The following is a 23,086-nucleotide window of genomic DNA, read 5'->3' as shown; positions in this document are numbered from 1 at the left end:
TGACGGTTATGTATGTTCAAAATCGCTATATTTGTCTAACAAGTTTGATAACAAATAAAAATTAAATATTATGGCTTTAGAAATAACGGATAGCAATTTTGAGGAATTGGTATTGAAATCAGATAAACCAGTTTTAATCGATTTTTGGGCAGAATGGTGTGGTCCTTGTCGTATGGTTGGCCCTGTTGTAGATGAGATAGCTACGGAATATGATGGTCAGGCAGTTATTGGTAAGGTTAATGTCGATCATAATCCGGAGATATCTGTCAAATATGGTATAAGAAACATTCCAGCATTATTGTTTTTCAAAAATGGTGAAATTGTTGATAAGCAAATTGGCGCTGTGCCAAAGTCAGTCTTAGTTGAAAAACTTACCAAGCAGCTTTAAAAAGTAAAAAGCTAGTCCCGAAAAGACTAGCTTTTTTATTATCTCATAAATGTTTCAATTCCAACTGTGGAGCTACTCGATGTCGATTTTTGCAATATTACCGTTGCTTCCCGTCAAGTAAACCGTCTTTCCTCCATTTCCCAAAGCAATACTGTTGAAGCTGTCCGGCGCGATTAGCGTCCAATGCTGACCGGCGTCCTTCGAGAGAACAGTTCCTGAAGTTCCTGTAGCCACAACAAGAGATTGATTGATGTACTTCACGGCAGACTTAAATCCCGTATTGCTTTCGCTAGCTATCCAGTTTCGCCCACCGTCCTGCGTAAGCATGATTGTGTTTTCGACATTCGCATCGTCCTGATAGTCGCCGCCTACCGCAATACCAACATTGTCATCTAGGAAATCAATAGAGAAAATGCCTCTACTGCTTGCTCCCTGCAAGATCGAACAGGGGTATTTATCCATCGTCAACGCTTTTTCGTTCCGTTTGAAGATACTTGCCGTGCTTCCGCCAGTACCTATCCAGACATTGTCATTCAGGTATTGAATGGAGGTGCCACTCGCCGCAAATGCAGCCTCTTCGCTGTCGGCAAATAAAAACATAAAATTTGATACATCGCGCCAGGTTTTTCCTTTATCCTTAGACTGAAGAAGTTGGAAGACGCCATCGATAGGATCGCCGACAATGAAGCCTTCGTTACCATTGAAATCCATGCCGTCTAAAAATATCTCTGGTCGCTCGTCACGATAAACTTCCTGCCAGCTTTTTCCGCCGTCTGCTGTCCGTAAAACTACTGCTGGTGTTCCCGCCGATACGATGACGGCCTCCTGTGGAGAGAAAACTTCAATATCCCGAAAGTCGAATTTTTCATAACCTGACGGCGACACCCAAGCCCATGTTTGCCCGCCATCCAAAGATTTACCAACTGTTCCAGATGAGCCAGCTACCCAAATGCACGCATCGCTATTTGTTTCTATACCTCTGAAACTTACGCCGCTGCGCGTAGTTAGTTGCGTAAGCTGTTGCGCGCCAGCGTCTAGCGCCAGACAAAATGTGGTTAATGTAGCAAGGAGTAATTTCTTCATTAATATGCGTTATAGATTAGGATTGTCAATTTAAAATTAATCCATGCTCTTTTCTATAGTGGCCTTTCCCTCTCTTCCAGGCGAGCCTGAATAGATTTGTCCTTGCGGAACGCCACGCAAGCCAGGTGCGGACATGGATATGAGTGAATGAATCTGATTCAAATCCGATTGCGGATTCGTAATTCTTCCACCCGCGGATACGTCTATGTATAAATAATTATTAGATTTTTTATCCGTTGATTGTGGGATAATGCCATTTCCATCGTAATGAAAGTTTACTGTGCCTCCGTCTCCATTGTCAAATGTACGCGTACCATTCATCGCATCTCGTCCGCTCGCGATAACATAAAGGGAACCCAACTTTTTAAAGTTGATATCTATGTCAAAGTTCGATGCATTATTTTTAGCTCCTATGCCGCTAAAGAATACGCGTTTCCCTAATTCGGCATGCTTCACAATCAGTTTTACATCTTTCTTTCCATAAAACTGAAGCGAAGACCGATCTTTCATGATCAACGTATCGATATATACGGTTATGGATGAATCCCTGTTGTTAAACGATTTCTTGTCTTTTTTACTAAGAACTAATTTCGTAATATGTTGCTCATTGTCTTGAGCAAATGCTATACCCGTTGAAAATATTAATAGCAGTGCAAATAGTTGTTTTAGTTTCATGACTTCTAACCTTTAAATTTTACTAGCATAACGTTAGAATCTTAAAATCGTTGATGGTTTAATTTAGGTGTTCCCGAGATACTTCACGATTAACTTTGCCGCTTTCTCTGATGCACCAGCTTCGCCAAGCTTTTCGGCGAGGGTGTCGTAATTTTCCAGCACACTTTCGCGATATTCTTTATTTGTAATGAGGTCGCTCAATTCGTCAGCGATTGTTCGGCTATTACAATCTTCCTGTATAAGTTCCCGCACAGATAAAAAATCGTTGATAAGATTAACAAGGGAAATAAAACGCACCTTGATAACCATGCGCGCAATCCAAATACTTATTCTATTCGCTTTATAGACGACGACTTGCGGTACCCGTAGAATGCCAGCCTCCAATGTTGCTGTACCACTCGTCACAACGGCTGCCTGCGCGTTCTTTAATAAATCATAGGTCTGATTAAAGACGATGCTAATTGGCAAATCGCCAATATAGCGGCGATAATACGCTTCGTCAAAATTAGGCGCTCCAGCGACAACAAATTGATGGGCCGGAAACAAATAGTATAGATCAACCATCTCGGGTAAGAGTATATCAATCTCCATCTTCCGACTTCCCGGCAAGAGCGCGATAATCGGCCGCTCGTTCAGCGTATTGTCCGCCTTGAAATTTGGATTAAGGTTATACTGGCTTATGGCATCTAAAAGGGGATTACCGATATAATCAACCTCGTAACCGTATTGCTTATAAAAATCTACTTCAAACGGAAGTATACAAAACATGTGGTCAACCAGCTTTTTGATTTTATGAACTCGCCCTTGGTTCCAAGCCCAAATTTTGGGAGATATATAATAGCAGACCTTTATACCCATTTTTTTTGCGAAGTCGGCAACTTTTAAATTAAATCCCGGGAAATCAATCAGTATGAGGGTATCAGGCTTATTTATCCGGAGATCTTCTTTAACGATGTTTAAATTTTTTCGAATTTTTCCCAGATTTTTTAAAACTTCCACGAAGCCCATAAAAGCCATTTCAGAGGTATGGATAAGGGGCTGTTGTTGAGCCGATTTAGCCATTTCATCTCCACCGACAATCCTGAACGTGGCGTTCGGATCTTCGTTTCTCAATGCTTTGATTAGATTTGCCCCGTGCAGATCTCCAGATGTTTCGCCGGCGATAAGGTAATACGTCATATGCTAAAATTCAATGTCATAAAGATACACTATTCTTAATAAATGATGTGTAAGGGTGACAAAGTCCATAAATAAAGCTATGCGCATCGTAAACCGTGTAGTCCTTCTGCCAGATCTCTATGAAAAATATGTGTCGTTTCCTCGTTATTTCTACCTCCAAAGGCCAGCGTACGCTACCGTCTAAATCCCCAGTTCGATCTGAAGCATGCCGCCCCAACTGCTTTTGTTCGATTGATTGTTAAATTCACCGTTTTTAAATGTGTAATTACCATTTACCTGAACTTTCAATCGGTGCGCTTTAACATACTTGGTCAACCCGAGTTCGATTACATCGACCTCATCTTCGTATGTGCGGATCTGTTCGTGCGGTTCAACGTGGGTATAGCGTGCCGCCACCTCATAACCTTTATTGATAAGGTAGGAGGTCTGTTGATTGATACCCCAACCTTTGTAAGCATAGGTTTCCTGTTGTTCTGGACCGTCAATTTGGTTGAGCTGATCGTCGATGATATTGAAAGGATTATCCACATCCCGGCGCATGTACTCTACCTGGTAAGCAAAGCCTCGGTATTTGAATATAGCATCTGCGAAAGCTGTTTTCAACGTGAAAGGATTCACTACATAACGCCCTAATTGTCCACCCTCGCGTGTGGTACGATCGTTATAGCTATAGCCCCCGCCGACCGATAGTTTTGGCGTTGGTTCACGTTCGATATCACCTTCAGAATAGTCACCATCATTGGTGAAATCACCCATCGGCAGAAACTCAACACGTCCGGTATAAGCAAGCCCGTCGTCTGTGCCGCTAGCTACACGCCCTTCGCCCGTAGATATTGCTGCTTTGGCATTGATGGGCATATTCCCGAGCTTCTTACTTAGGTTTAAAGTTAATCCGAAATCACGATCTAATGTGAAATTGCCATTGACGAGCGATCGGTCTGCAAACTGCAATTGACCCGATGAATTGACACGCTGTCTATTTCCGGGCAGTTTATTTTGTCCGAAGGAAATATAAAAATCATCCGAAAAATTGTAGAAAACAACAGCGTCCCGCACAATGTTAGCCACACCCGTATCATCAAAATCCTGATCGGAACGCGTAAACGCAAGTTGTATGGAGTAGGAAACGCGCGGTGTATAGATGTATCCGTCGATACGCATGCGCAGACGTCGTATACGCGCATCAAATTCACCATTACTTTCGCCGTCAAGCTGATTGCTAAATCCAGCTCTATTCTGCATCCGAAACCTGAAATTTGTATAAAAAAGCGAATCTTTACTAAGATACTGAATGCCTTTAAAATTTAATATGGTAGCCCGGTCATCGCGCTCTTGCGCGTTCACTGCAGCAGTGAAACATAGCGCACTCAGTCCTGCCAGCAAATATTTAAGCCTATTTTTCATCGTCAGTATATAGTGGATAAAGATCTTGTAACTATTGTCAATAGCTACAAGCTGCAAAGATAGTATTATTCGTTAAAACATATCGTTGTCATGAATAAATGATCATCGCGCCTTCTCAAAATTCAACATTTGTGTAATATAATTTTTAGCGCTTTTAAATCCCAAAGAACCACACTATCTTCGTAATTGTGTAGGATTGAACGCTACAGAGGCTTTTATCCATGATCGCATGGTTATTTTCCATAAGATTATCGTAGTGTGAAATGTTGTGAATAGTTGCTGCATGAGTGATGGCCGTTACCCGAAAAATTATACATGTCGATATGGATGCGTTTTATGCATCTGTAGAGCAACGTGACTTTCCCGAGCTGCGCGGCAAGGCCCTTGCTGTGGGCGGTTCGCCAGATGGGCGAGGTGTAGTGGCTACTGCCAGTTACGAGGCTCGGAAGTTTGGGGTGCGCTCAGCAATGTCTTCCAGACAAGCATTATTGCTTTGTCCACACTTAGTGTTCACAAGACCACGATTTGATGTTTACAAAGAGGTATCTGACAGTATCCGTTCGATCTTCAGGCGCTACACAGATCTTATTGAACCTTTATCATTAGATGAGGCCTATTTAGATGTGACCACCGATAAGATGGGAATAGGCTCGGCAATAGACATCGCAAAAGCGATCAAGCTTGCTATTCAAGAAGAACTTCAACTTACGGCATCCGCTGGGGTGTCTACCAATAAGTTTATTGCTAAAATTGCTTCCGATTTTGAGAAACCCAATGGTCTTACGTTCATTGGACCATCAAAAATTATAACGTTCCTAGAACGTTTACCGATAGAGAAATTCTTTGGTGTGGGAAAAGTCACAGCGCAAAAAATGAAGGGTTACGGCATCTATACTGGCCTGGATCTAAAACAATTTGGTGAACATGAGCTCGTTAGGCGGTTCGGGAAATCAGGTAAGTTTTTCTACCACATGGTGCGGGGAGAAGACAATAGGCCGGTAAAGCCTAATAGAATATCAAAATCTGTCGGCATTGAAGATACATTTGAGACGGATATGCGCGAGCGGACTGAAATGATTACTGAATTTAAATTGCTGTGCGAAAAGCTAGAGAAACGCTTAAGTGGAAAGTCGAAAGAAGGACGTACCGTAACCATAAAGATCAAGTTTTCAGATTTTACGCAGATTACACGAAGTAAGACGTCCGGATACTATATCAGCTCGGCGGAGGATGTGTTGGAGCAGGTGCTGGATTTATTTGCAAAGGTTGATACCGAAGAAAAGCGGGTAAGGCTTCTTGGTGTAACACTCTCGAATTTTTATGATGCTGATCTTGAAAAATTGAGCAACCCACAATTGCGACTCTTCTAAAGCCTACCTTTCCTTAAAAAAGGAGCTTAAAGCTCCTTTCTCAATCTTGCCACTGGGATATTCATAGCCTCCCGGTATTTTGCTACCGTTCGTCGTGCAATGGTGTATCCCTTTTCTTTTAATATTTCCGTTAATTTCTCGTCTGCCAGCGGCTTTCTTTTATCCTCGTTAGCAATGCATTCCTCTAAGATTTTCTTCACTTCTTTGTTGGAAACCTCTTCCCCAGAATCTGTCTGTATAGCTTCCGAAAAGAATGATTTCAACAGAAATGTCCCAAATTCCGTCTGTACATATTTTGAATTTGCTACCCTAGAAACAGTTGAAATATCCATTTCAATACGATCCGCTATGCCCTTTAAAATCATTGGTTTAAGAAGTCTTTCGTCGCCCGTGAGAAAGTATTCATATTGATACTCCATGATGGCATTCATCGTCTTCAGTAAAGTCTGCTGTCGCTGTTTAATGGCATCTATAAACCATTTGGCGGAATCTAGTTTCTGTTTGACAAATTGAACGGCTTCCTTCATCTTTTTATCATTCTTTTCCGCCTTTTCGTAATGTTCAAACATTTCTTGGTACGAACGCGATACGCGCAGTTCCGGTGCATTTCGTCCATTGAGCGTAAGATGAAGTACGCCATCATTATTTGTAATATGGAAATCCGGGATGATATGAAGCTGCTTGCCTGAGGCAGATCCGGAGTCGCCTGGTTTAGGATTTAGCTTCAAAATCTCATTAATGATATCTCGCAATTCGAGGGAGTTAACGCCAAGTTGTTTCTCGATTTTGTCGTAATGTTTCTTCGTAAATTCCTCTAAAAAATTCTCAACGACCTTGATGGCTTGTACGATAATTGGATTACTTGTATCTTTCTTCCTAAGTTGAATTAATAAGCATTCCTGCAAATCGCGGGCGCCAATACCGGCTGGCTCAAAATCTTGTATAATCTTCAAAATAGATTCCACCTCGTGTTCCGTCACACTAACGTTTTGCGAAAAGGCCAAGTCGTCAATAAGGGACAGCGTAGGTCTTCTGAGGTAACCATCATCGTCCAAGCTTCCAATAATCTGCTGACCGACTACATAATCATGGTCGGATAGTGCAAGAAGATCAAGCTGGTTTTGCAATGTTTCGAAGAAAGAGTCTTGTATAGCGATCGGTATTTCTTTCCGATCTTCATCATCATCCCCACCATAACTTCCCGAATAATCACTGTAGTCATCCTCTTGTATATACTCATCAACACTAAATTCGTCATCAAATTCACTGCTGTCATTATCGTAACTTTCGTCTGGATCGCGATCAGGGTACTCTTCCACGGGATCCGTCATATTAGCAAGGCTTCCATCTTCAAGCGCAGGATTTTCCTCCAGTTCTTCTTTTATTCGTGCGTCTAGCGATACCGTCGGCACTTGAAGTAACTTTATAAATTGTATTTGTTGCGGCGAAAGTTTTTGTAATAACTTCTGCTGTAGTGTTTGTTTTAACATGTTGCGCTGTTTTCAAACGTAAAACTACGCAAATAATTGAGATTTCTAAACTTTACGGCTAGGTATTATGTATTAGGTACAATTTTTGTAGAACAAGCTAGCCTTCCTCAAATTTTTTCCATGCCATGAAGTGTTAAAATACGTTAATTCTAAAACTGCATAGCCTATTTTTTAGCACGTATGGCTGTTTTTCAAAAAACAATCTTCATCTTTACCGTATGTTTAAAAGGGTTAAAAGTAAATTATTGCGCTTTCTGTTAATTGCAATTTATAGTCTTATTCTTTTGGTATGCGCAGCGCAACTTAACTTCCTATGGCTCTTCGGTTATTCGCCTACAAAACGGGATATTGTCATGCCCACATTAAACGTTTCGTCGGAATTGTACACGGCGGATTCGGTATTAATAGGAAGGTATTTCGAAGAAGACCGCGACCCCGTGGCGTATGATAGTATTTCTGAAAATATTTTAAATGCATTAATAGCAACGGAAGACGTTCGCTTTTACAAACATAATGGAATAGATTTTATCGGATTGTTTTCCAGTGCCATTTCTACGTTAAAAGGGGATAAACGGGGCGCCAGCACGATAACGCAACAGTTGGCAAAAAATCTTTACAGAACCCGCTATAATGCCTCTCAGGGATTATTAGGAAAAGTTCCTGTCGTTCGTATCGGCATAACGAAATTTAAAGAGTGGATGACCGCTTACAAATTAGAAAGTAAGTACTCGAAATCCGAGATCGTCACGATGTATTTGAATACAGTCTCTTTTAGTAACAATGCTTATGGTATTAAATCTGCAGCCATTCGTTATTTTAACAAACACCCAAAAAATTTACGACCTACCGAAGCAGCAGTGTTAGTAGGTATGCTGAAAGGCACCACCTTATATAATCCTATTCGCAACCCGAAAACTTCGCTATCGCGAAGGAATGTGGTCTTAGGGCAAATGCAGAAAGAAGGCTATATCAGTACAGGTCAGCTTGAATCTTATTCCAAAGAACCGCTTAATCTAAATCTTAACAATATTGAGGAGAGGAGCAACAACGACTCTTATCTGCGTTCAGCAGTAGCAAAATGGCTGGATAAATGGAGTGAGGAAAATAATATTGACATCCACACCGCTGGATTGAAGATCTATACGACGATCGATTCGCGGATGCAGAAGATCGCGGAAGACGTTGTCGCCGTGCAAATGAAGGAGTTGCAGAGGCGACTCGATAACACATGGAGAAACGAAATTCCTTGGCGTGATAAAAGTGGAAATGTTTTACCCGGATTTTTGGAAGACAAAGCCCGTAAGCTTCCCATCTTTGCTTCCCTAATGGATAAGTACAAGAGTGAGGAAGTCGTTTTCGAACTGCTGAATAAACCTAAAAAGATGCGTGTATTCACTTGGGATGGCGATGAAGAAGTGGAGATGTCCAGTATGGATTCGCTGAAGCATTATCTTACCATGTTGAATACCGGACTGATGGCTATGGATCCATATAGCGGAAAGATTAAGGTGTGGGTAGGAGGCATCAATCATCGGTATTACAAGTTTGATCACGTAAACCAGGCCAAACGACAGGCAGGTTCTACTTTTAAACCTTTTGTCTACCTAACAGCCCTTGAGAACGGAATGGCACCCTGTGATACCTACGAAGACAAACCTGTCCGTTTGGATTTTGTGAATAAAAAGGGAGAGAAAGAGGTGTGGGAACCTAAAAATGCGGACTGGAGTTTTTCTCACCGCAATATGTCGCTACGTTGGGCTATGGCACGTTCGCTAAATACGATTACCGCACAAATCACCCGCGATGTAGGCTGGGATAAAATTGTGGAGACTGCGCAACGCTGTGGTATAAATAGTCACCTAGAGTCCGTCCCGTCGGTAGGGTTGGGATCAAACGATGTTTCCGTATTTGAGATGGTGAATGCCTATGCAACTTTCATGAACGAGGGTAAACGTTCCGAACCTATACTCGTTTCAAAGATATACAACAGCGACGGGAAATTAATCGCTTCTTTCGAACCTAATCAAAAGCAGGTTGTCGATCCGCAAGATGCTTGGCTAATGACCTACATGCTCCGGGGAACTATCGAAGAACCAGGGGGAACGTCTCAAGCACTTTGGGAATGGGATTTGTTCCGGGATAATAACCAAATAGGTGGAAAGACGGGCACCTCATCAGATTATGTAGATGGTTGGTATATGGGGCTTACAAAGGATCTTGTAGCCGGCGTTTGGGTAGGATGTGATGAACAAAGTATACATTTCAAAGGCTCCCATAATGGGGAAGGTTCAAAGACCGCGCTTCCTATCTACGCCCTTTTTATGGAGGAGCTTTACAAACATCCAGAATTAGGCGTAACGTTTGGCGAATACCCAAAAGCGAAGGTAGAGATTACAAAAAAATATTATTGTCCAAGTCCGCGTATTGTTATTCCGGCACCTGTAGACAGCACCCTGCTTGACGAAAATTTAGAGCTCTTTCCGGAAGAAGAGGTCCAGCTGCCCGAAACTATAGAAACGGAATTTTAGAAAGATATTTCCTATTTTTGGTTGCACTAATCTTCGGTTATGAATAGTACACGTGACTCGCGCTATTTAAATTTATGGCGCCTTTTTTTCGTTTTTTCGCTTTTTTTTGCATTCTCACCCCCCTTGGCGCAAGCGCAATACTTCGGCCAAAATAAAATGCGCTATAAAAAGCTAGATTTTAAAGTGAAGGAAACGCCGCATTTTGAAATGTATACTTATTTAAAAAACGACAGTTTAGTCAATTGGCTTTCTAAAGAAGCCGAAGTATGGTATGGATTGCATCAGCAGGTGTTTCAAGATACATTTCTCCGTAAAAATCCAGTTATTATTTATAACAATCATCCTGAATTTCAACAAACAACCGCCATATCCGGCGAGATTTCTGTCGGTACAGGGGGTGTGACGGAAGCTTTTAAACAGCGCGTTGTAATGCCCGTCATGCAGATCAACCAACAGACGCGCCACGTGTTAGGACATGAAATGGTGCATGCGTTTCAATACCGCGCATTGATGGAAGGAAAAGATACCACACGTTTAGAAAGTGTTGCAAATATCCCTCTTTGGATGGTAGAAGGCATGGCAGAATATCTTTCTATAGGAAAGAAGGATGCCTTCACAGCCATGTGGATGCGTGATGCCTATGCCCGTAACGACATCCCATCGCTGAAGCAATTAACGGAGCAGTCGCAAAAATATTTTCCCTATAGATACGGTCAGGCGTTTTTAGCATACCTAGGTGCGACCTATGGTGACACCGTTATTATGCCCATGTTTATAGAAACTGCGAAATATGGGTATGAGGTAGCTATGAAACGCGTCTTTGGCTATGATGCACAAACCATGTCGACCCTATGGCGAAATAGCATGGAGACCGCCTTTAAGACATTAGATAAAGACACCGCGTCAAGACCGATAGGCCAGCCGTTGATAACAGCAAATAACGGCGGACGGATGAATGTTGCACCTGCAATATCGCCGGATGGACGCTTCGTCGCATTTATGTCGGAAAAAGATCTTTTCGGCATAGACCTGTTTTTAGCAGATGCGCAAACGGGTGCTATACTAAGGAAGTTGGGGAGTAGGATGACAAACAAAGATATCGATGAATTCAGCTACCTGGAATCTGCTGGCGATTTCTCGGCAGATAGTAAACGATTTGCCTTTAGCGTCTTTAGTGAAGGCAAAAACAAACTGATGGTAATTGACGTGGAAAGCGGGCGAGTGCTATCCGTTCAAGCGATGGGCGATATGTATGAATTTACCAATATTAGTTTCTCACCGGATGGCGAGACCGTAGCTTTCTCAGGGCTCAAAGATGGACAGAGTGATATTTATACATACCACTTGACCGACAAAAAACTTACGCAACTTACCAACGATAAATATTCCGATTTTCAGCCAAGTTTTTCCCCTGATGGTAAATCAATCGTGTTTAGCACGGATAGAACATCTTACGAGAGTGACGACCGCTCTGTAGATATACCGCTATCATTAGCTATGTTGGATGTAGAGACGCAGCAAGTAACCCCTATCGAGGTGTTTTTCGGAGCTAACAATTTAAATCCGCATTTCTCCGGAGATGGACGACATATTTATTTCCTCTCCAATGCCGATGGCTATAGAAACATGTTTCGTTATTCCCTTGTCACATTAGCCGTAGAACAGATGACGGATTACTTTACGGGTATCAGTGGAATTACGGAATACTCACCTGCTATGAGTGTGTCCGATAATGATGAGATCGTTTATTCTTATTTTAAAGGCAATCAATACAATGTCTATAAAGCTCGGGCGACTGATTTTCAGCCGCAGGTTGTAGATGCTACTTCCGTTGATCTGTCGGCAGCAATGCTACCGCCTTATGTCAATCGCGGTGTAAATGTAGTTAATACCAATCTTCAAAATTTTAACCTTTACCAACGGATTGATGGATCACAGATCAATCCGATCGCTTATCGTTCCAAATTTAAGTTAGACTATCTTGCGAACACAGGCGTAGGCATGACCATAGGCTCACGTTATGGCGCAGGTATGGCCGGCGGAGTGTTCGGTAGCTTTTCCGATATTTTAGGATACAATCAAATATTTACTACCTTAAATATAAATGGCGAGATTACTGATTTCGGCGGGCAGGTTGCTTACATCAATCAGCGTAGCAGATGGAATTGGGGCGGATCTATCTCGCATATTCCTTACCGATATGGGTTTAGAGGATACGCAAGGGAAGATTTAGGGCAAGGCCAAGGGGAAGAAGTTGTTGTCAATGATTATATTATCCGACAATTCGAAACGCAGCTGGATGCTTTTGTGGCCTATCCTTTCAATCGCTATCATCGATTTGAAATTGGTGGAGCCGTAGCACGCTACAGCTATCGCGCCGAGCGGTGGCGACAGAGTTATTTCTTCGGTTATGGAGACCGGGAACGTTTATCAAATGATGAAGCTAGTGCTTTAGGTTTTGGAAATTTAAATGCGTTAAGTGTGCAGCAGGCCAGTGCAGCTTTTGTAGGTGATAAATCTACATTTGGTATGACTGCACCTTTGGATGGCTTTCGTTATCGCGTTGGTGCAGCGCAGTATATTGGGAATTTGAATTTTACAGCGTACACGGTTGATTTGAGGCGTTACGTCCGCTTGAAGCCGGTAACGATTGCCGCTCGCGCGTATTCGTATATACGTATGGGGGAAGATGAAAATAGGTTGCGCGGGAACTATATCGGGTATCCATTTTTCATCCGCGGCTTTGATGATTTGACACCCGAGAAAGTTGGCGATCTTTCTTTCAATGATCTGATGGGAGCCCGCGTTGTGGTGGGTAATTTTGAGGTTCGCTTGCCTTTTACCGGGCCAGAAAAACTTGCAGCGGTGAAGTCAAACTTTCTATTTTCTGATTTGAATATTTTCTTTGATGCAGGGCTAGCTTGGAACGGGGGGAATAGGATTGTAGGCAGTTTGGAGCGGAAACCTTTAGTACAGCAAACGGATCCAGATAACCAACCCCTTTTTGATGAAAGCGGTGCACCTATTATGGGTTACGATAGTAACTACCGCGTGCCCGTTTTTAGTGCCGGCGTTTCGCTTCGTGTTAACCTTTTTGGAGCGATGGTTTTAGAGCCCTTCTATGCTGTTCCGTTTATCAGTTCGAGGACAAGATTTGGAACTTTCGGATTAAACTTTATGCCGGGTTGGTAGTCCAACTTTTGGTAGGAATACGACAAGTAATCGTGTTCCAGTGAGGTTGTTAAGGGTCGTTGTTTACTGCTTAGGCGTAAACAACGACTTTTTTATTGCTCATTGGAGCAGGCGCCATAGTCAAATTTAGCCAATTGGGGTTTTTCGAACGTACTAAACGCTCCCGTTGCATTCTCGTGAAATGCTTAAGCTGTTGTTGACGAGTTTCAGCCTGCTCTTTATTGTCAAAAATTTCCGTATAAACCATGTTGTTCAGCCGCGCTGTTCCAGCGAACAAGATGGAAGAAGCGTCTTTAATTTCTGCAAGACGCATATTAATGTCGGTACATATGCCGGTTTCGAGGTATGTGCGATTGCTATCTGTTACTATATAAACGGTATATTTTTCCATGCTTATGTTACACTAATCTGCTAATAAATTTGGTGATCTAAATCTTAATTACTAATTTTATTGGCACAATAATACTAATAAAATTAGTTTTTTAAAATTTTTTTCGAAAATTATGTCAAATATCGCATCCAATCTCAAGTTCCTAAGGAAGAAAAAGCGTTTAACACAGCAGCAGTTTGCTGACGCAATAGGCATTAAAAGAGCCTCTGTAGGCGCTTATGAGGAAGATCGGGCGGAGCCTAAATATGAGTTGCTAAAAAAAATAGCTGAATTTTACGAGCTTACGATGGATGAGCTCGCTAATGAGGAGATCGACGACAAGTGGCGTCCAACTCCAAGAAGTAATGCTTCCAATCTGCGCGTATTGGCGGTCACAGTTGATAGTCAAGAGAAGGAGAATATAGAGCTGGTTCCGGTAAAGGCTAGTGCTGGTTATTTAAATGGTTATGGCGATCCAGAGTATGTGGCGGAATTGCCTAAGTTCTCTCTTCCGATGTTTAATCAGGGAAGTTATCGTGCGTTTGAAATAAAAGGTGATTCGATGCTCCCGTTGCCTTCTGGAAGTATTATTATAGCAGAATACGTAGAAAACTGGCATGATATTAAAGTTAATCAAACTTACGTGGTTGTATCGAAAGATGACGGTGTAGTTTATAAACGTATAGGAGCCAAGTTTAAGGAAGATAAAGGATTGAAGTTAGTTTCAGACAATAAAACGTATGACCCGTATTGGGTGGAAACGACGAGTATTATAGAGGTATGGCGTGCGAAGGCATTTATCAGTACAGCTTTGCCTGAACCTAACCCTGAACCAACGATGGAAACGCTGACAGCCATGATGGCGCAGATGCAAAAGACGATAAGCGCAGTTGTTGATAATAAATAAAATCCCGCTTTGTTGTTTAAATAATTTTTGATACATTTGTAAAATCTGGAAAGAGGGGGCATGGTATGCCCCCTTTTTTAATTCAAATATTGAAAAAAATGCCATGCAAATAGAGGATAGGGTGCGTGAACTCGTTGAAGAAAAGATCGCTGATCGGGAAGATCTCTTCATCGTTCGTATTAAAATGCACATCAATGGTTTATTGGAGATTTTACTGGATGGCGATAACGGTATTGCCATCGAAGATTGCGCTAAGATCAGCAGACATGTAGGCTTTCATTTGGAAGAGGAGAATGTCATTGATAAAGCTTACTGGTTAGAAGTTTCATCTGCTGGGATTGATACGGGTTTATTGTTGAACAGACAATATGTGAAAAATGTGGGTAGAGATGTTCGCGTGAAAACGACCACAGCAGAGAAGCGAGAAGGAAAACTGCTTGCAGTTAACGATACACGTATTGTTATCGAAGAAAAAGTAAAAGAGAAAGGGAAGAAGGCTGAGTTGATACAGTCGGAAATTCCGTTTGAGCAAATAAAGGAAACTAAGGTGTTAATTTCATTTAAATAAAAATGAGCAGCAATATCAATTTGATTGACTCTTTTCAAGAGTTCAAGGATTTTAAAAACATTGACCGTCCTACGGTTATCACGGTGTTGGAAGAGGTGTTCCGTAGTATGATCCGCAAGCGTTTTGGTACCGATGAAAATGTTGACGTTATCGTTAACCCCGATAATGGTGACTTAGAGATCTGGAGAACGCGTGTAGTTATGGAAGATGGATTTTCTGAGGATGATGATTTAGAAATTGAGTTAGCGGAAGCACATCAGCACGATCCTGATTTGGAAGTTGGTGATGATTTTATCGAGCAAATAACGCTTGAAAGTTTCGGTCGCCGTGCTATTTTAGCCGCTCGCCAAACACTGGTTTCCAAAATTCTTGAGTTGGAGAAAGATGAGGTATTCAAGAAATACAAAGATCGTGAAGGCGAATTGATAATTGGTGAGGTTTACCAAATCTGGAAAAAAGAGATTCTTGTTTTAGATGAAGATGGTAACGAGTTGATCTTGCCTAAGACAGAACAAATACCTGCGGACTACTTTAAAAAAGGTGACAGCATTCGCGCGGTAGTATCCAAAGTGGATATGATGAATAGCAATCCAAAGATTATCATATCACGTACAGCACCAGAATTTTTACAGCGCTTATTTGAGTTGGAAGTTCCAGAGATATTTGATGGTTTAATCATGATCAGAAAAATTGTTCGGGAGCCGGGCGAGCGTGCTAAGGTTGCTGTCGAGTCATATGACGATCGTATTGATCCGGTAGGTGCTTGTGTGGGTATGAAAGGATCACGTATCCATGGTATTGTTCGCGAATTGCGCAATGAAAATATCGATGTGATAAACTTTACGTCTAACCACTCGTTATATATAACACGTGCCTTGAGTCCAGCCCGCATATCTTCCATTAAAATAGATGAAGACAATAAAACGGCTGCCGTTTACTTAAAACCAGACCAGGTTTCTTTGGCCATTGGCCGTGGTGGTCACAATATCAAACTTGCAGGTAAATTGAGTGGTTATGAAATCGATGTTTACCGCGAAAATGACGAAGTAGAGGAGGATGTTGATATCGAAGAATTTGCAGATGAAATAGACAGCTGGATAATCGACGAGTTAAAACGCGTTGGGCTGGATACTGCAAAATCGGTGCTCTCTTTAACACAAGAGGAATTGGTGAGACGTACAGACTTGGAGGAAGATACCGTTCAGGAAATTGTACGCATCTTGCAAGCGGAGTTCGAATAGGGCTTCCGCATCTGTAGAGACTGAAAAAACAATTGTGCTTAAATTGTTTTTTCAGTGTAAAAAAGCATATTTTTGTAGTACTTAATATTAGAAGGTAAATAAATAGATGACAGAAGGAAAAAGCATAAACTTGCTAAAGGCAGCAAAAGAACTTAACATTGGGATAGGTACAGCTGTCGATTTCTTGGGAAAAAGAGGGTTTGATGTAGAGTCAAAGCCCAATACCAAGTTGTCGCCAGATATGTACGCTGTTCTTCTCAAAGAATTTCAAGGCGACAAAATTGTAAAAGACGAAGCAAAACAAATAGTTATCGGGAAAATTCGTCGTGATGAGTCTACTGCTGGAATAGCTGGTGTGAATCCTACAGAATCTAAAGATAATAATGAAGATACTACTTCTAATGATCAAGAAGTCTTGGTGAAAAATACCCAGCAACAGGTGGAAACAACTGAAGCTGTGCAGCCCAAGGACGAAGATGCTAAGAAGGATGAAGTTGGCCATTTAAAAGTGGTTGGCAAAATAGATCTAGATAGCCTGAATAGAGGTAAGTCCAAAAAGACTGAGCCCAAGGAGGAGGCAAAGCAGGAGCCTGTGGCTAAAGTGGAAGAGGTGTCTGCGCCTGTTAAAAAGGAAGAGGAGCGACCTGTAATTGAAACTCCGGTTGTTGAGTCTCCGAAAGTTGAAGCTCCAAAGGCAGAAACTCCGAAAGTGGAGGCACCAAAAGCAGAACCTGCGGAGGAAAAGGTTGCTGAGAAACCTGTAGTCGTTCCGGCTAAGGAGGAACCTAAAGAAGAAGTTAAAACCGAGCCTAAGGCCGACATGAATAAAGAAATTACAGAATCGAAAGCTCCTGTGAAAGGAGATGGTACTCCTCCTGCAACGGTGGCAGAAGAGCCTCAAAGTAGTGTGATTCGCGCGCGTTCAGAAACGTTGGCCGGTCCTAAGGTTGTCGGCAAGATACAATTGCCCGTAGAGCGTAAACCTGTCGCTTCCTCATCAAATGCAGCGCATAACGATAACAAGCGTAAGCGTAAGCGTTCTAATAAGAACCCTAATGGGCCGGTAAGTCCGAATGCTACGGAAGGACAACGCGACAACAGAAATACGGGCGTAGCAGGTGGTAACACCAATACGAATAACAATAATCGTCAGGGCGGCGGCGGCTTCAACCGCACCGGCGGTCAGCAAAATAACCGCCAAGGTGGTGGCTTCAACCGTACAGGAGGCCCACAAAACAATCGTCACGATAATCGTGGCAAAGGCCGTCCAGCGGATACACCAAAGGAGGAGCCTTCTGATAAAGAAATCCAAGATCAAATCAAAGCAACGCTTGCTCGCTTGAGTGGAGCTGGTAAGTCTGGAAAATTTGCACAACGTGCAAAATTGCGCAGACAGAAGCGGGATGATATAGCCCTTTCAGCTGAAGAAGCGGCAATGGAGGAAGCTGCACAATCCAAAATCCTTCGCGTGACGGAATTTGTTACTGCGAATGAGCTTGCAAATTTGATGGATGTACAGGTAACCCAAGTTATCTCTACCTGTATGAGTCTAGGCATGTTCGTTTCCATCAACCAACGTTTGGATGCGGAAACATTGTCTATTGTAGCTGATGAATTTGGCTATCAAGTAGAGTTTATAAAACCGGAAGACGAAGAAGTTACAGAACTAGAAGAACCAGATACAGCTAATAACCTTATCGACAGAGCGCCGATAGTAACGGTGATGGGTCACGTTGACCACGGTAAAACATCTTTACTAGATTATATCAGGAAGGCGAATGTCACAAAAGGTGAAGCAGGTGGTATCACCCAGCATATTGGTGCCTATGCTGTAAAACTGGATGATGGTCGTAAGATCACCTTCTTAGATACACCAGGTCACGAAGCCTTTACGGCCATGCGTGCTCGTGGTGCGAAGGTAACGGATATTGTTATCATCGTGATTGCTGCGGATGACGCGGTGATGCCGCAAACAAGAGAGGCTATCAATCACGCGCAGGCGGCTGGTTCTCCGATTGTATTTGCTTTCACGAAAGTTGATAAGCCCGGAGCCAATGCAGATCGGATTCGCGAACAACTTTCTGCCATGAATATCTTGGTTGAAGATTGGGGCGGTAAATACCAAGCGCAAGAGATCTCCGCGAAAACAGGAGAGAATGTTGAGCTACTATTGGAGAAAGTATTGCTTGAAGCTGAACTACTGGAATTGAAAGCCGATCCGAAAAAACGTGCTGTAGGTTCTGTTATTGAAGCTGCCTTAGATAAAGGACGTGGTATTGTAACGACGGTATTGGTTCAAGGTGGTACGTTGCGCGTAGGAGACGCTATTCTAGCCGGATCACATTCTGGTAAAGTAAAGGCGTTAACGAATGAGCGTGGTGAGCGCGTAAAAGAAGCTGGACCATCTATACCGGTACAAATCTTAGGTATGTCTGGTGCGCCGACTGCTGGCGATAAATTGTATGTATTGGAAAGCGAGTCTGAAGCACGTCAAGTGGCTAATAAACGCTTGCAGTTACAACGTGAGCAGGGGATGCGCGCGACGAAACACATCACTTTGGATGAAATCGGTCGTCGTCTCGCTATCGGTAACTTTAAAGAGCTTAACGTTATCGTTAAAGGTGACGTGGATGGTTCTATTGAAGCACTCTCCGATTCCTTGTTGAAACTATCGACTGACGAGATTCAGGTCAATATTATCCACAAATCTGTGGGAGCGATTTCCGAGTCCGACGTCTTGTTGGCATCCGCTTCCGATGCGATCATCATAGGTTTCCAAGTGAGACCAACGCAAGGTGCGCGCAAGCTAGCGGAGCAAGAGCAAATTGATATCCGCCTGTACTCTATCATCTATGATGCCATCGAAGAATTGAAATCGGCTATGGAAGGTATGTTGGCACCGAAATTTGAAGAGAAAATTGTTGCCGAAGTGCAGATTCGTGAAACGTTCAAGATCTCTAAAGTGGGTACTATCGCTGGTTGTATGGTCATCGACGGAAAGATCAATAGAAATAATGATATCCGCGTGATTCGTGAAGGTGTCGTTATTCACACTGGAAAGTTAGCCTCTTTAAAACGTTTCAAAGACGATGTCAAAGAAGTAGCGCAAGGTTACGAATGTGGTTTGAATATCGATCGTTTCAACGATATTCAAGTGGGCGACATCGTTGAAGCTTACGAACAAGTCGAAGTTAAACGTAAACTCTAACGAGTAATAAGAACAAGAAATATTCTGCGAATTTCATGCATTGGAATAGACAGTAATAGTTTAGTGATATAGCATCCTGACAGTGAAAACTGTCAGGATTTTTTATGTGCCCATACGGTATATGTATTTGGCTATCTTCTCTATTTAAAGTATTTTTATGCTATGTACAAATTTGAAATCGCAGCGATTATTCATCAACCCAATGATAACGTAACAATATCTTTCAACGACTTATCAGGTGATTATCCTGCTCCCAAACCCGGACAATTTCTGACATTATGTTTTATGTTTGGGGAACGCGAAGTGCGACGTTCGTATTCTTTCAGCAGTTCGCCTGATGTTGACGAGCCGCTTGCCGTCACGGTAAAACGTGTCGACAACGGTGAGATCTCCAGACTTCTCCATCATAAAGCGCAAGTTGGCGATATAATAGATGTACTCGAACCCCAAGGTATATTCTTTTATGAGCCTGATGCATCTGTCGATCGCACTCTTTTTCTGTTTGCAGCAGGTGTTGGCGTTACGCCGTTGTATTCGATATTAAAAACGGCCTTGGTTGCAGAAGAACAGACTAAAGTAGTTCTTGTGTACAGCAACGGTTCGGCAGAACGGACCGTTTTTTATGAGGAATTGCAGGAATGGCAAAAACGTTATTCCGAGCGGTTGGAAATTGTTTGGATTTTTTCTAACACCAAGAATTTACTAAATGCCCGTTTGAATCGGGAATATTTGCTCCGGATTGTACAACAGCACTTGCCAGCAAATAAGCAAGCTCTATTTTTTACCTGCGGGCCTGTTTTCTATATGGATTTGGTTAGGTTCACGCTCCTTGGCATGGGAATCCCTGATCAGGACATTCGTAAAGAAACCTTTCATTTTCCGGAGGAAGAAGAGGATGATGATGAGCGCGATGAGGAGCCCGTAGACATGAGGTCATATGCTATCGAATTACGTTTTCAGGGGCAGTCCCATGCTTTGCAAATTCCCTACAATAAGACCATCTTAGATGTAGGCTTGGAACATAAAATTAAATTGCCTTATTCCTGTAAATCTGGTATGTGCAGCACCTGTATATCCCAATGTGTTAGCGGCAGTGTTCGCATGGATTACAATGAGGTGCTGACGGACCGGGAAGTGGAGAATGGACGATGCTTAATTTGTGTTGCCCATCCGCTAGAAGAGGGCACGGTCATTGATGTACTTTAGTTATGAAAGCACTCGTTATTGGCGCCACAGGCGCGACAGGAAAGGAAGTTGTAAGGCATCTTTTAGAAAACCCGGACTACGCTGAAATCAGCGTCTTCGTGCGTCGCCCTTCCTTTGCCACGCATCCAACACTCAAAGAAGTCGTGGTAGATTTCGAAAAGCTTGAATCATTCGCTACGGAGATGCATGGCGATGTAGCTTTTTCATGTCTAGGGACCACGAAAAAAGATGCCGGTAGCGAAGAAGCACAATGGCGAGTAGATCATGATTACCAACTGCTGTTTGCAAAACTCTGTAAGCAACAGGGCGTATCGAACTTTGTGCTACTTTCTGCTTTGGGGGCAGATGCCAAATCGCTCCTATTTTATAATCGGATGAAAGGGCAACTGGAAGAGGCTGTGAGAGCCCTTGGATTCGCCAAATTAACCATTGTGCAACCTAGTCTTATTATTAGACCCGACTCCAATAGGACAGGGGAGGTCATTGCGGGAAAAGTTTTGCAACTGCTGAATAAGGTTGGCCTTTTTAAAAAATACGCAGGTACCAGTACGGCGAAATTGGGTAAAGTCTTGGTTGATGCCTCCTTAATAAAGCATTCCGGTGTTTCAATCATAACGACACAAGACTATAACCGAAATGGGAAATAGGATTGTCCATTATGGACAGCAATTCTGAAGAGCAGATTAACTCAAAACGCCATTATTATATGAATTATGGCGTTTTTATTTGTAAATGCTTATCTTTAGGCAAATTTAAAAATCGGGCTTTGCTATCGGCAAAATCCGTAATTTATTCAGTGAAATTTAAATAGTATTTCAATAGAAAATTATGTCATCTAAAATTATTTACACTAAAACGGACGAGGCTCCTTTATTGGCAACCTATTCGTTTTTACCCATTGTTCAGGCATTTGCCAAAACTGCTGATATCGACGTGGAATTGAGAGACATTTCATTGGCTGGGCGTATTCTTGCAAACTTTTCATCTTTTTTGTCGCCTGAGCAACAAACGACAGATGCATTAGCAGAGCTTGGACAATTAGCTACGCAGCCCGATGCAAATATTATTAAGTTGCCGAATATCTCGGCTTCTATTCCCCAGCTAAAAGGGGCTATTGCGGAATTGCAAAAGGCGGGCTTCAGTGTTCCAAATTACCCAGATAGTCCTGCGACAACTGAAGAAGAAGAAATTAAATCGACGTATGCTAAAATATTGGGATCGGCTGTAAACCCTGTTCTTCGTGAAGGAAACTCGGATCGTCGTGCCCCTAAGGCTGTAAAAAACTACGCGAAAGCGAATCCGCATAGTATGGGCGCATGGTCTGCAGATAGCAAAACAAAAGTGGCATCTATGACGGATGGCGATTTCTTCGCTACCGAGCAATCATTGACGATTGCTGAAGATAGTCAATTTCGTATTGAATTTGTTGGCGAAGATGGAGCTACAAAGGAATTAAAAGGCTTGGCCAATCTAAAAGCTGGGGAAGTGGTGGATAGCTCGGTACTCAGCGTAAGTAAACTGAAGTCTTTTGTTCAAAAAACGATTGATGAAGCAAAAGCTGCAGGTGTGTTATTGTCAGCGCATTTGAAAGCAACAATGATGAAGGTTTCTGATCCTATTATCTTCGGCGCCATTGTTGAGGTTTACTTTAAGGATTTATTCAATCAATACGGCGAACTCTTCACTAAGCTGGGGATCAATAAAAACAACGGGTTAGGTGAAGTATACAGCAAAATTGCCGGACAGCCGGAAGAAGCCGAAGTGAAGGCTGCTATCGATTCTGCCATTGCTAATGGTCCTGATTTGGCGATGGTTAATTCGGACAAAGGGATTACCAATTTGCATGTTCCTTCGGACGTGATTGTCGACGCTTCTATGCCTGCGATGATTCGTACTTCAGGCCAAATGTGGAATAAAGAAGGTAAACCACAAGACACTTTTGCCATTATCCCTGACCGTTCCTATGCTGGCGTTTACGCTGCAGTGATCGAAGATTGTAAAACGAATGGTGCTTACGATCCGAAAACCATGGGATCTGTGCCTAACGTGGGCTTGATGGCTCAAAAAGCGGAGGAATATGGATCACACGATAAAACTTTTCAAGCAGCAGCAAACGGTACTATCCGTGTTGTGTCGAATGCAGGTGATGTGTTGATGGAGCAAGTCGTTGAGGCGGGGGACATCTTCCGTATGTGCCAAACCAAAGACGCGCCCATTCAAGACTGGGTAAAACTAGCGGTTAACCGCGCCCGCCTGTCGGCTACACCGGCTGTGTTT

General features: G+C 42.6%; 17 protein-coding genes. 11 read left to right on the top strand and 6 right to left on the bottom strand.

Annotation, left to right across the window (positions count from 1 at the left end; translation table 11 throughout):
* Window positions 1-70: 70 nt before the first annotated feature.
* Entirely contained in the window at window positions 71-388 is a 318-nt protein-coding gene (gene trxA, locus DI53_RS19115) for a thioredoxin (RefSeq protein ID WP_037503744.1), read from the top strand.
* Window positions 389-460: 72 nt separating this feature from the next.
* On the opposite strand, the gene DI53_RS19110 is transcribed toward trxA, so the two are convergent.
* From DI53_RS19110 to DI53_RS19095, 4 genes are all read right to left on the bottom strand, one after another.
* On the bottom strand, window positions 461-1,471 hold the full coding sequence (locus tag DI53_RS19110; RefSeq protein ID WP_037503741.1) for a WD40/YVTN/BNR-like repeat-containing protein: 1,011 nt from the start codon (window positions 1,469-1,471) through the stop codon (window positions 461-463).
* A 36-nt stretch (window positions 1,472-1,507) separates the two neighbouring features.
* Window positions 1,508-2,146 (bottom strand): hypothetical protein, encoded by a 639-nt coding sequence (locus tag DI53_RS19105; RefSeq protein ID WP_037503738.1) that lies wholly within the window; start codon window positions 2,144-2,146, stop codon window positions 1,508-1,510.
* Between the two features lie 63 nt (window positions 2,147-2,209).
* Entirely contained in the window at window positions 2,210-3,325 is a 1,116-nt protein-coding gene (lpxB, locus tag DI53_RS19100) for a lipid-A-disaccharide synthase (RefSeq protein WP_037503735.1), read from the bottom strand.
* Between the two features lie 180 nt (window positions 3,326-3,505).
* Window positions 3,506-4,729, bottom strand: a complete 1,224-nt coding sequence (locus DI53_RS19095; protein WP_037503732.1) for a porin — start codon at window positions 4,727-4,729, stop codon at window positions 3,506-3,508.
* Between the two features lie 290 nt (window positions 4,730-5,019).
* Here DI53_RS19095 and dinB point away from each other — a divergent pair, with 290 nt between their 5' ends.
* The gene (dinB, locus tag DI53_RS19090) at window positions 5,020-6,099 is read left to right on the top strand and encodes a DNA polymerase IV (protein ID WP_037503729.1); all 1,080 of its coding nucleotides are present in this window, start codon (window positions 5,020-5,022) and stop codon (window positions 6,097-6,099) included.
* 26 nt (window positions 6,100-6,125) lie between these two features.
* On the opposite strand, the gene rpoN is transcribed toward dinB, so the two are convergent.
* Window positions 6,126-7,589: an RNA polymerase factor sigma-54 gene (gene rpoN, locus DI53_RS19085; protein ID WP_037503725.1), complete on the bottom strand. Its 1,464-nt coding sequence runs from the start codon at window positions 7,587-7,589 to the stop codon at window positions 6,126-6,128.
* Between the two features lie 353 nt (window positions 7,590-7,942).
* On the opposite strand from rpoN, the gene DI53_RS19080 reads away from it, so the two are divergent.
* Both DI53_RS19080 and DI53_RS19075 read left to right on the top strand, forming a co-directional pair.
* On the top strand, window positions 7,943-10,117 hold the full coding sequence (locus DI53_RS19080) for a transglycosylase domain-containing protein (RefSeq protein ID WP_241462485.1): 2,175 nt from the start codon (window positions 7,943-7,945) through the stop codon (window positions 10,115-10,117).
* A gap of 39 nt (window positions 10,118-10,156) precedes the next feature.
* Window positions 10,157-13,309, top strand: a complete 3,153-nt coding sequence (locus DI53_RS19075) for a peptidase MA family metallohydrolase (protein ID WP_081939512.1) — start codon at window positions 10,157-10,159, stop codon at window positions 13,307-13,309.
* Window positions 13,310-13,379: 70 nt separating this feature from the next.
* Here the strand turns inward: DI53_RS19075 and DI53_RS19070 are convergent, their stop codons facing one another.
* Entirely contained in the window at window positions 13,380-13,700 is a 321-nt protein-coding gene (locus DI53_RS19070) for a GIY-YIG nuclease family protein (RefSeq protein WP_037503719.1), read from the bottom strand.
* A gap of 112 nt (window positions 13,701-13,812) precedes the next feature.
* On the opposite strand from DI53_RS19070, the gene DI53_RS19065 reads away from it, so the two are divergent.
* From DI53_RS19065 to DI53_RS19035, 7 genes are all read left to right on the top strand, one after another.
* A complete protein-coding gene (locus DI53_RS19065) occupies window positions 13,813-14,586 on the top strand; it encodes an XRE family transcriptional regulator (RefSeq protein WP_037503716.1) in 774 nt (257 codons plus the stop codon).
* Between the two features lie 103 nt (window positions 14,587-14,689).
* Complete coding sequence (locus DI53_RS19060; protein WP_037503714.1) at window positions 14,690-15,154, top strand: ribosome maturation factor RimP; 465 nt, start codon at window positions 14,690-14,692, stop codon at window positions 15,152-15,154.
* A gap of 2 nt (window positions 15,155-15,156) precedes the next feature.
* Window positions 15,157-16,395 carry a transcription termination factor NusA gene (nusA, locus tag DI53_RS19055; protein WP_037503712.1) on the top strand — a complete coding sequence of 413 codons (1,239 nt, stop codon included), beginning with the start codon at window positions 15,157-15,159 and terminating at the stop codon, window positions 16,393-16,395.
* A gap of 106 nt (window positions 16,396-16,501) precedes the next feature.
* A complete protein-coding gene (gene infB, locus DI53_RS19050; protein ID WP_037503710.1) occupies window positions 16,502-19,603 on the top strand; it encodes a translation initiation factor IF-2 in 3,102 nt (1,033 codons plus the stop codon).
* A 162-nt stretch (window positions 19,604-19,765) separates the two neighbouring features.
* On the top strand, window positions 19,766-20,809 hold the full coding sequence (locus DI53_RS19045) for a ferredoxin--NADP reductase (RefSeq protein ID WP_037503707.1): 1,044 nt from the start codon (window positions 19,766-19,768) through the stop codon (window positions 20,807-20,809).
* A gap of 2 nt (window positions 20,810-20,811) precedes the next feature.
* Window positions 20,812-21,456: an NAD(P)H-binding protein gene (locus DI53_RS19040; protein ID WP_052072584.1), complete on the top strand. Its 645-nt coding sequence runs from the start codon at window positions 20,812-20,814 to the stop codon at window positions 21,454-21,456.
* Between the two features lie 181 nt (window positions 21,457-21,637).
* Window positions 21,638-23,086 (top strand): NADP-dependent isocitrate dehydrogenase (locus tag DI53_RS19035; RefSeq protein WP_037503705.1); only part of this gene is annotated, 1,449 nt, incomplete at its 3' end.

This window comes from Sphingobacterium deserti (genome assembly GCF_000757725.1).
Classification (GTDB): Bacteria; Bacteroidota; Bacteroidia; order Sphingobacteriales; family Sphingobacteriaceae; genus Sphingobacterium; species Sphingobacterium deserti.
This window is presented reverse-complemented; position numbering and strand designations above follow the sequence as displayed.

Coding starts and splice junctions, on each gene's coding strand:
- trxA (WP_037503744.1), top strand. CDS start 71: ATGGCTTTAGAAATAACGGATAGCAATTTTGAGGAATTGGTATTGAAA.
- DI53_RS19110 (WP_037503741.1), bottom strand. CDS start 1,471: ATGAAGAAATTACTCCTTGCTACATTAACCACATTTTGTCTGGCGCTA.
- DI53_RS19105 (WP_037503738.1), bottom strand. CDS start 2,146: ATGAAACTAAAACAACTATTTGCACTGCTATTAATATTTTCAACGGGT.
- lpxB (WP_037503735.1), bottom strand. CDS start 3,325: ATGACGTATTACCTTATCGCCGGCGAAACATCTGGAGATCTGCACGGG.
- DI53_RS19095 (WP_037503732.1), bottom strand. CDS start 4,729: ATGAAAAATAGGCTTAAATATTTGCTGGCAGGACTGAGTGCGCTATGT.
- dinB (WP_037503729.1), top strand. CDS start 5,020: ATGGCCGTTACCCGAAAAATTATACATGTCGATATGGATGCGTTTTAT.
- rpoN (WP_037503725.1), bottom strand. CDS start 7,589: ATGTTAAAACAAACACTACAGCAGAAGTTATTACAAAAACTTTCGCCG.
- DI53_RS19080 (WP_241462485.1), top strand. CDS start 7,943: ATGCCCACATTAAACGTTTCGTCGGAATTGTACACGGCGGATTCGGTA.
- DI53_RS19075 (WP_081939512.1), top strand. CDS start 10,157: ATGAATAGTACACGTGACTCGCGCTATTTAAATTTATGGCGCCTTTTT.
- DI53_RS19070 (WP_037503719.1), bottom strand. CDS start 13,700: ATGGAAAAATATACCGTTTATATAGTAACAGATAGCAATCGCACATAC.
- DI53_RS19065 (WP_037503716.1), top strand. CDS start 13,813: ATGTCAAATATCGCATCCAATCTCAAGTTCCTAAGGAAGAAAAAGCGT.
- DI53_RS19060 (WP_037503714.1), top strand. CDS start 14,690: ATGCAAATAGAGGATAGGGTGCGTGAACTCGTTGAAGAAAAGATCGCT.
- nusA (WP_037503712.1), top strand. CDS start 15,157: ATGAGCAGCAATATCAATTTGATTGACTCTTTTCAAGAGTTCAAGGAT.
- infB (WP_037503710.1), top strand. CDS start 16,502: ATGACAGAAGGAAAAAGCATAAACTTGCTAAAGGCAGCAAAAGAACTT.
- DI53_RS19045 (WP_037503707.1), top strand. CDS start 19,766: ATGTACAAATTTGAAATCGCAGCGATTATTCATCAACCCAATGATAAC.
- DI53_RS19040 (WP_052072584.1), top strand. CDS start 20,812: ATGAAAGCACTCGTTATTGGCGCCACAGGCGCGACAGGAAAGGAAGTT.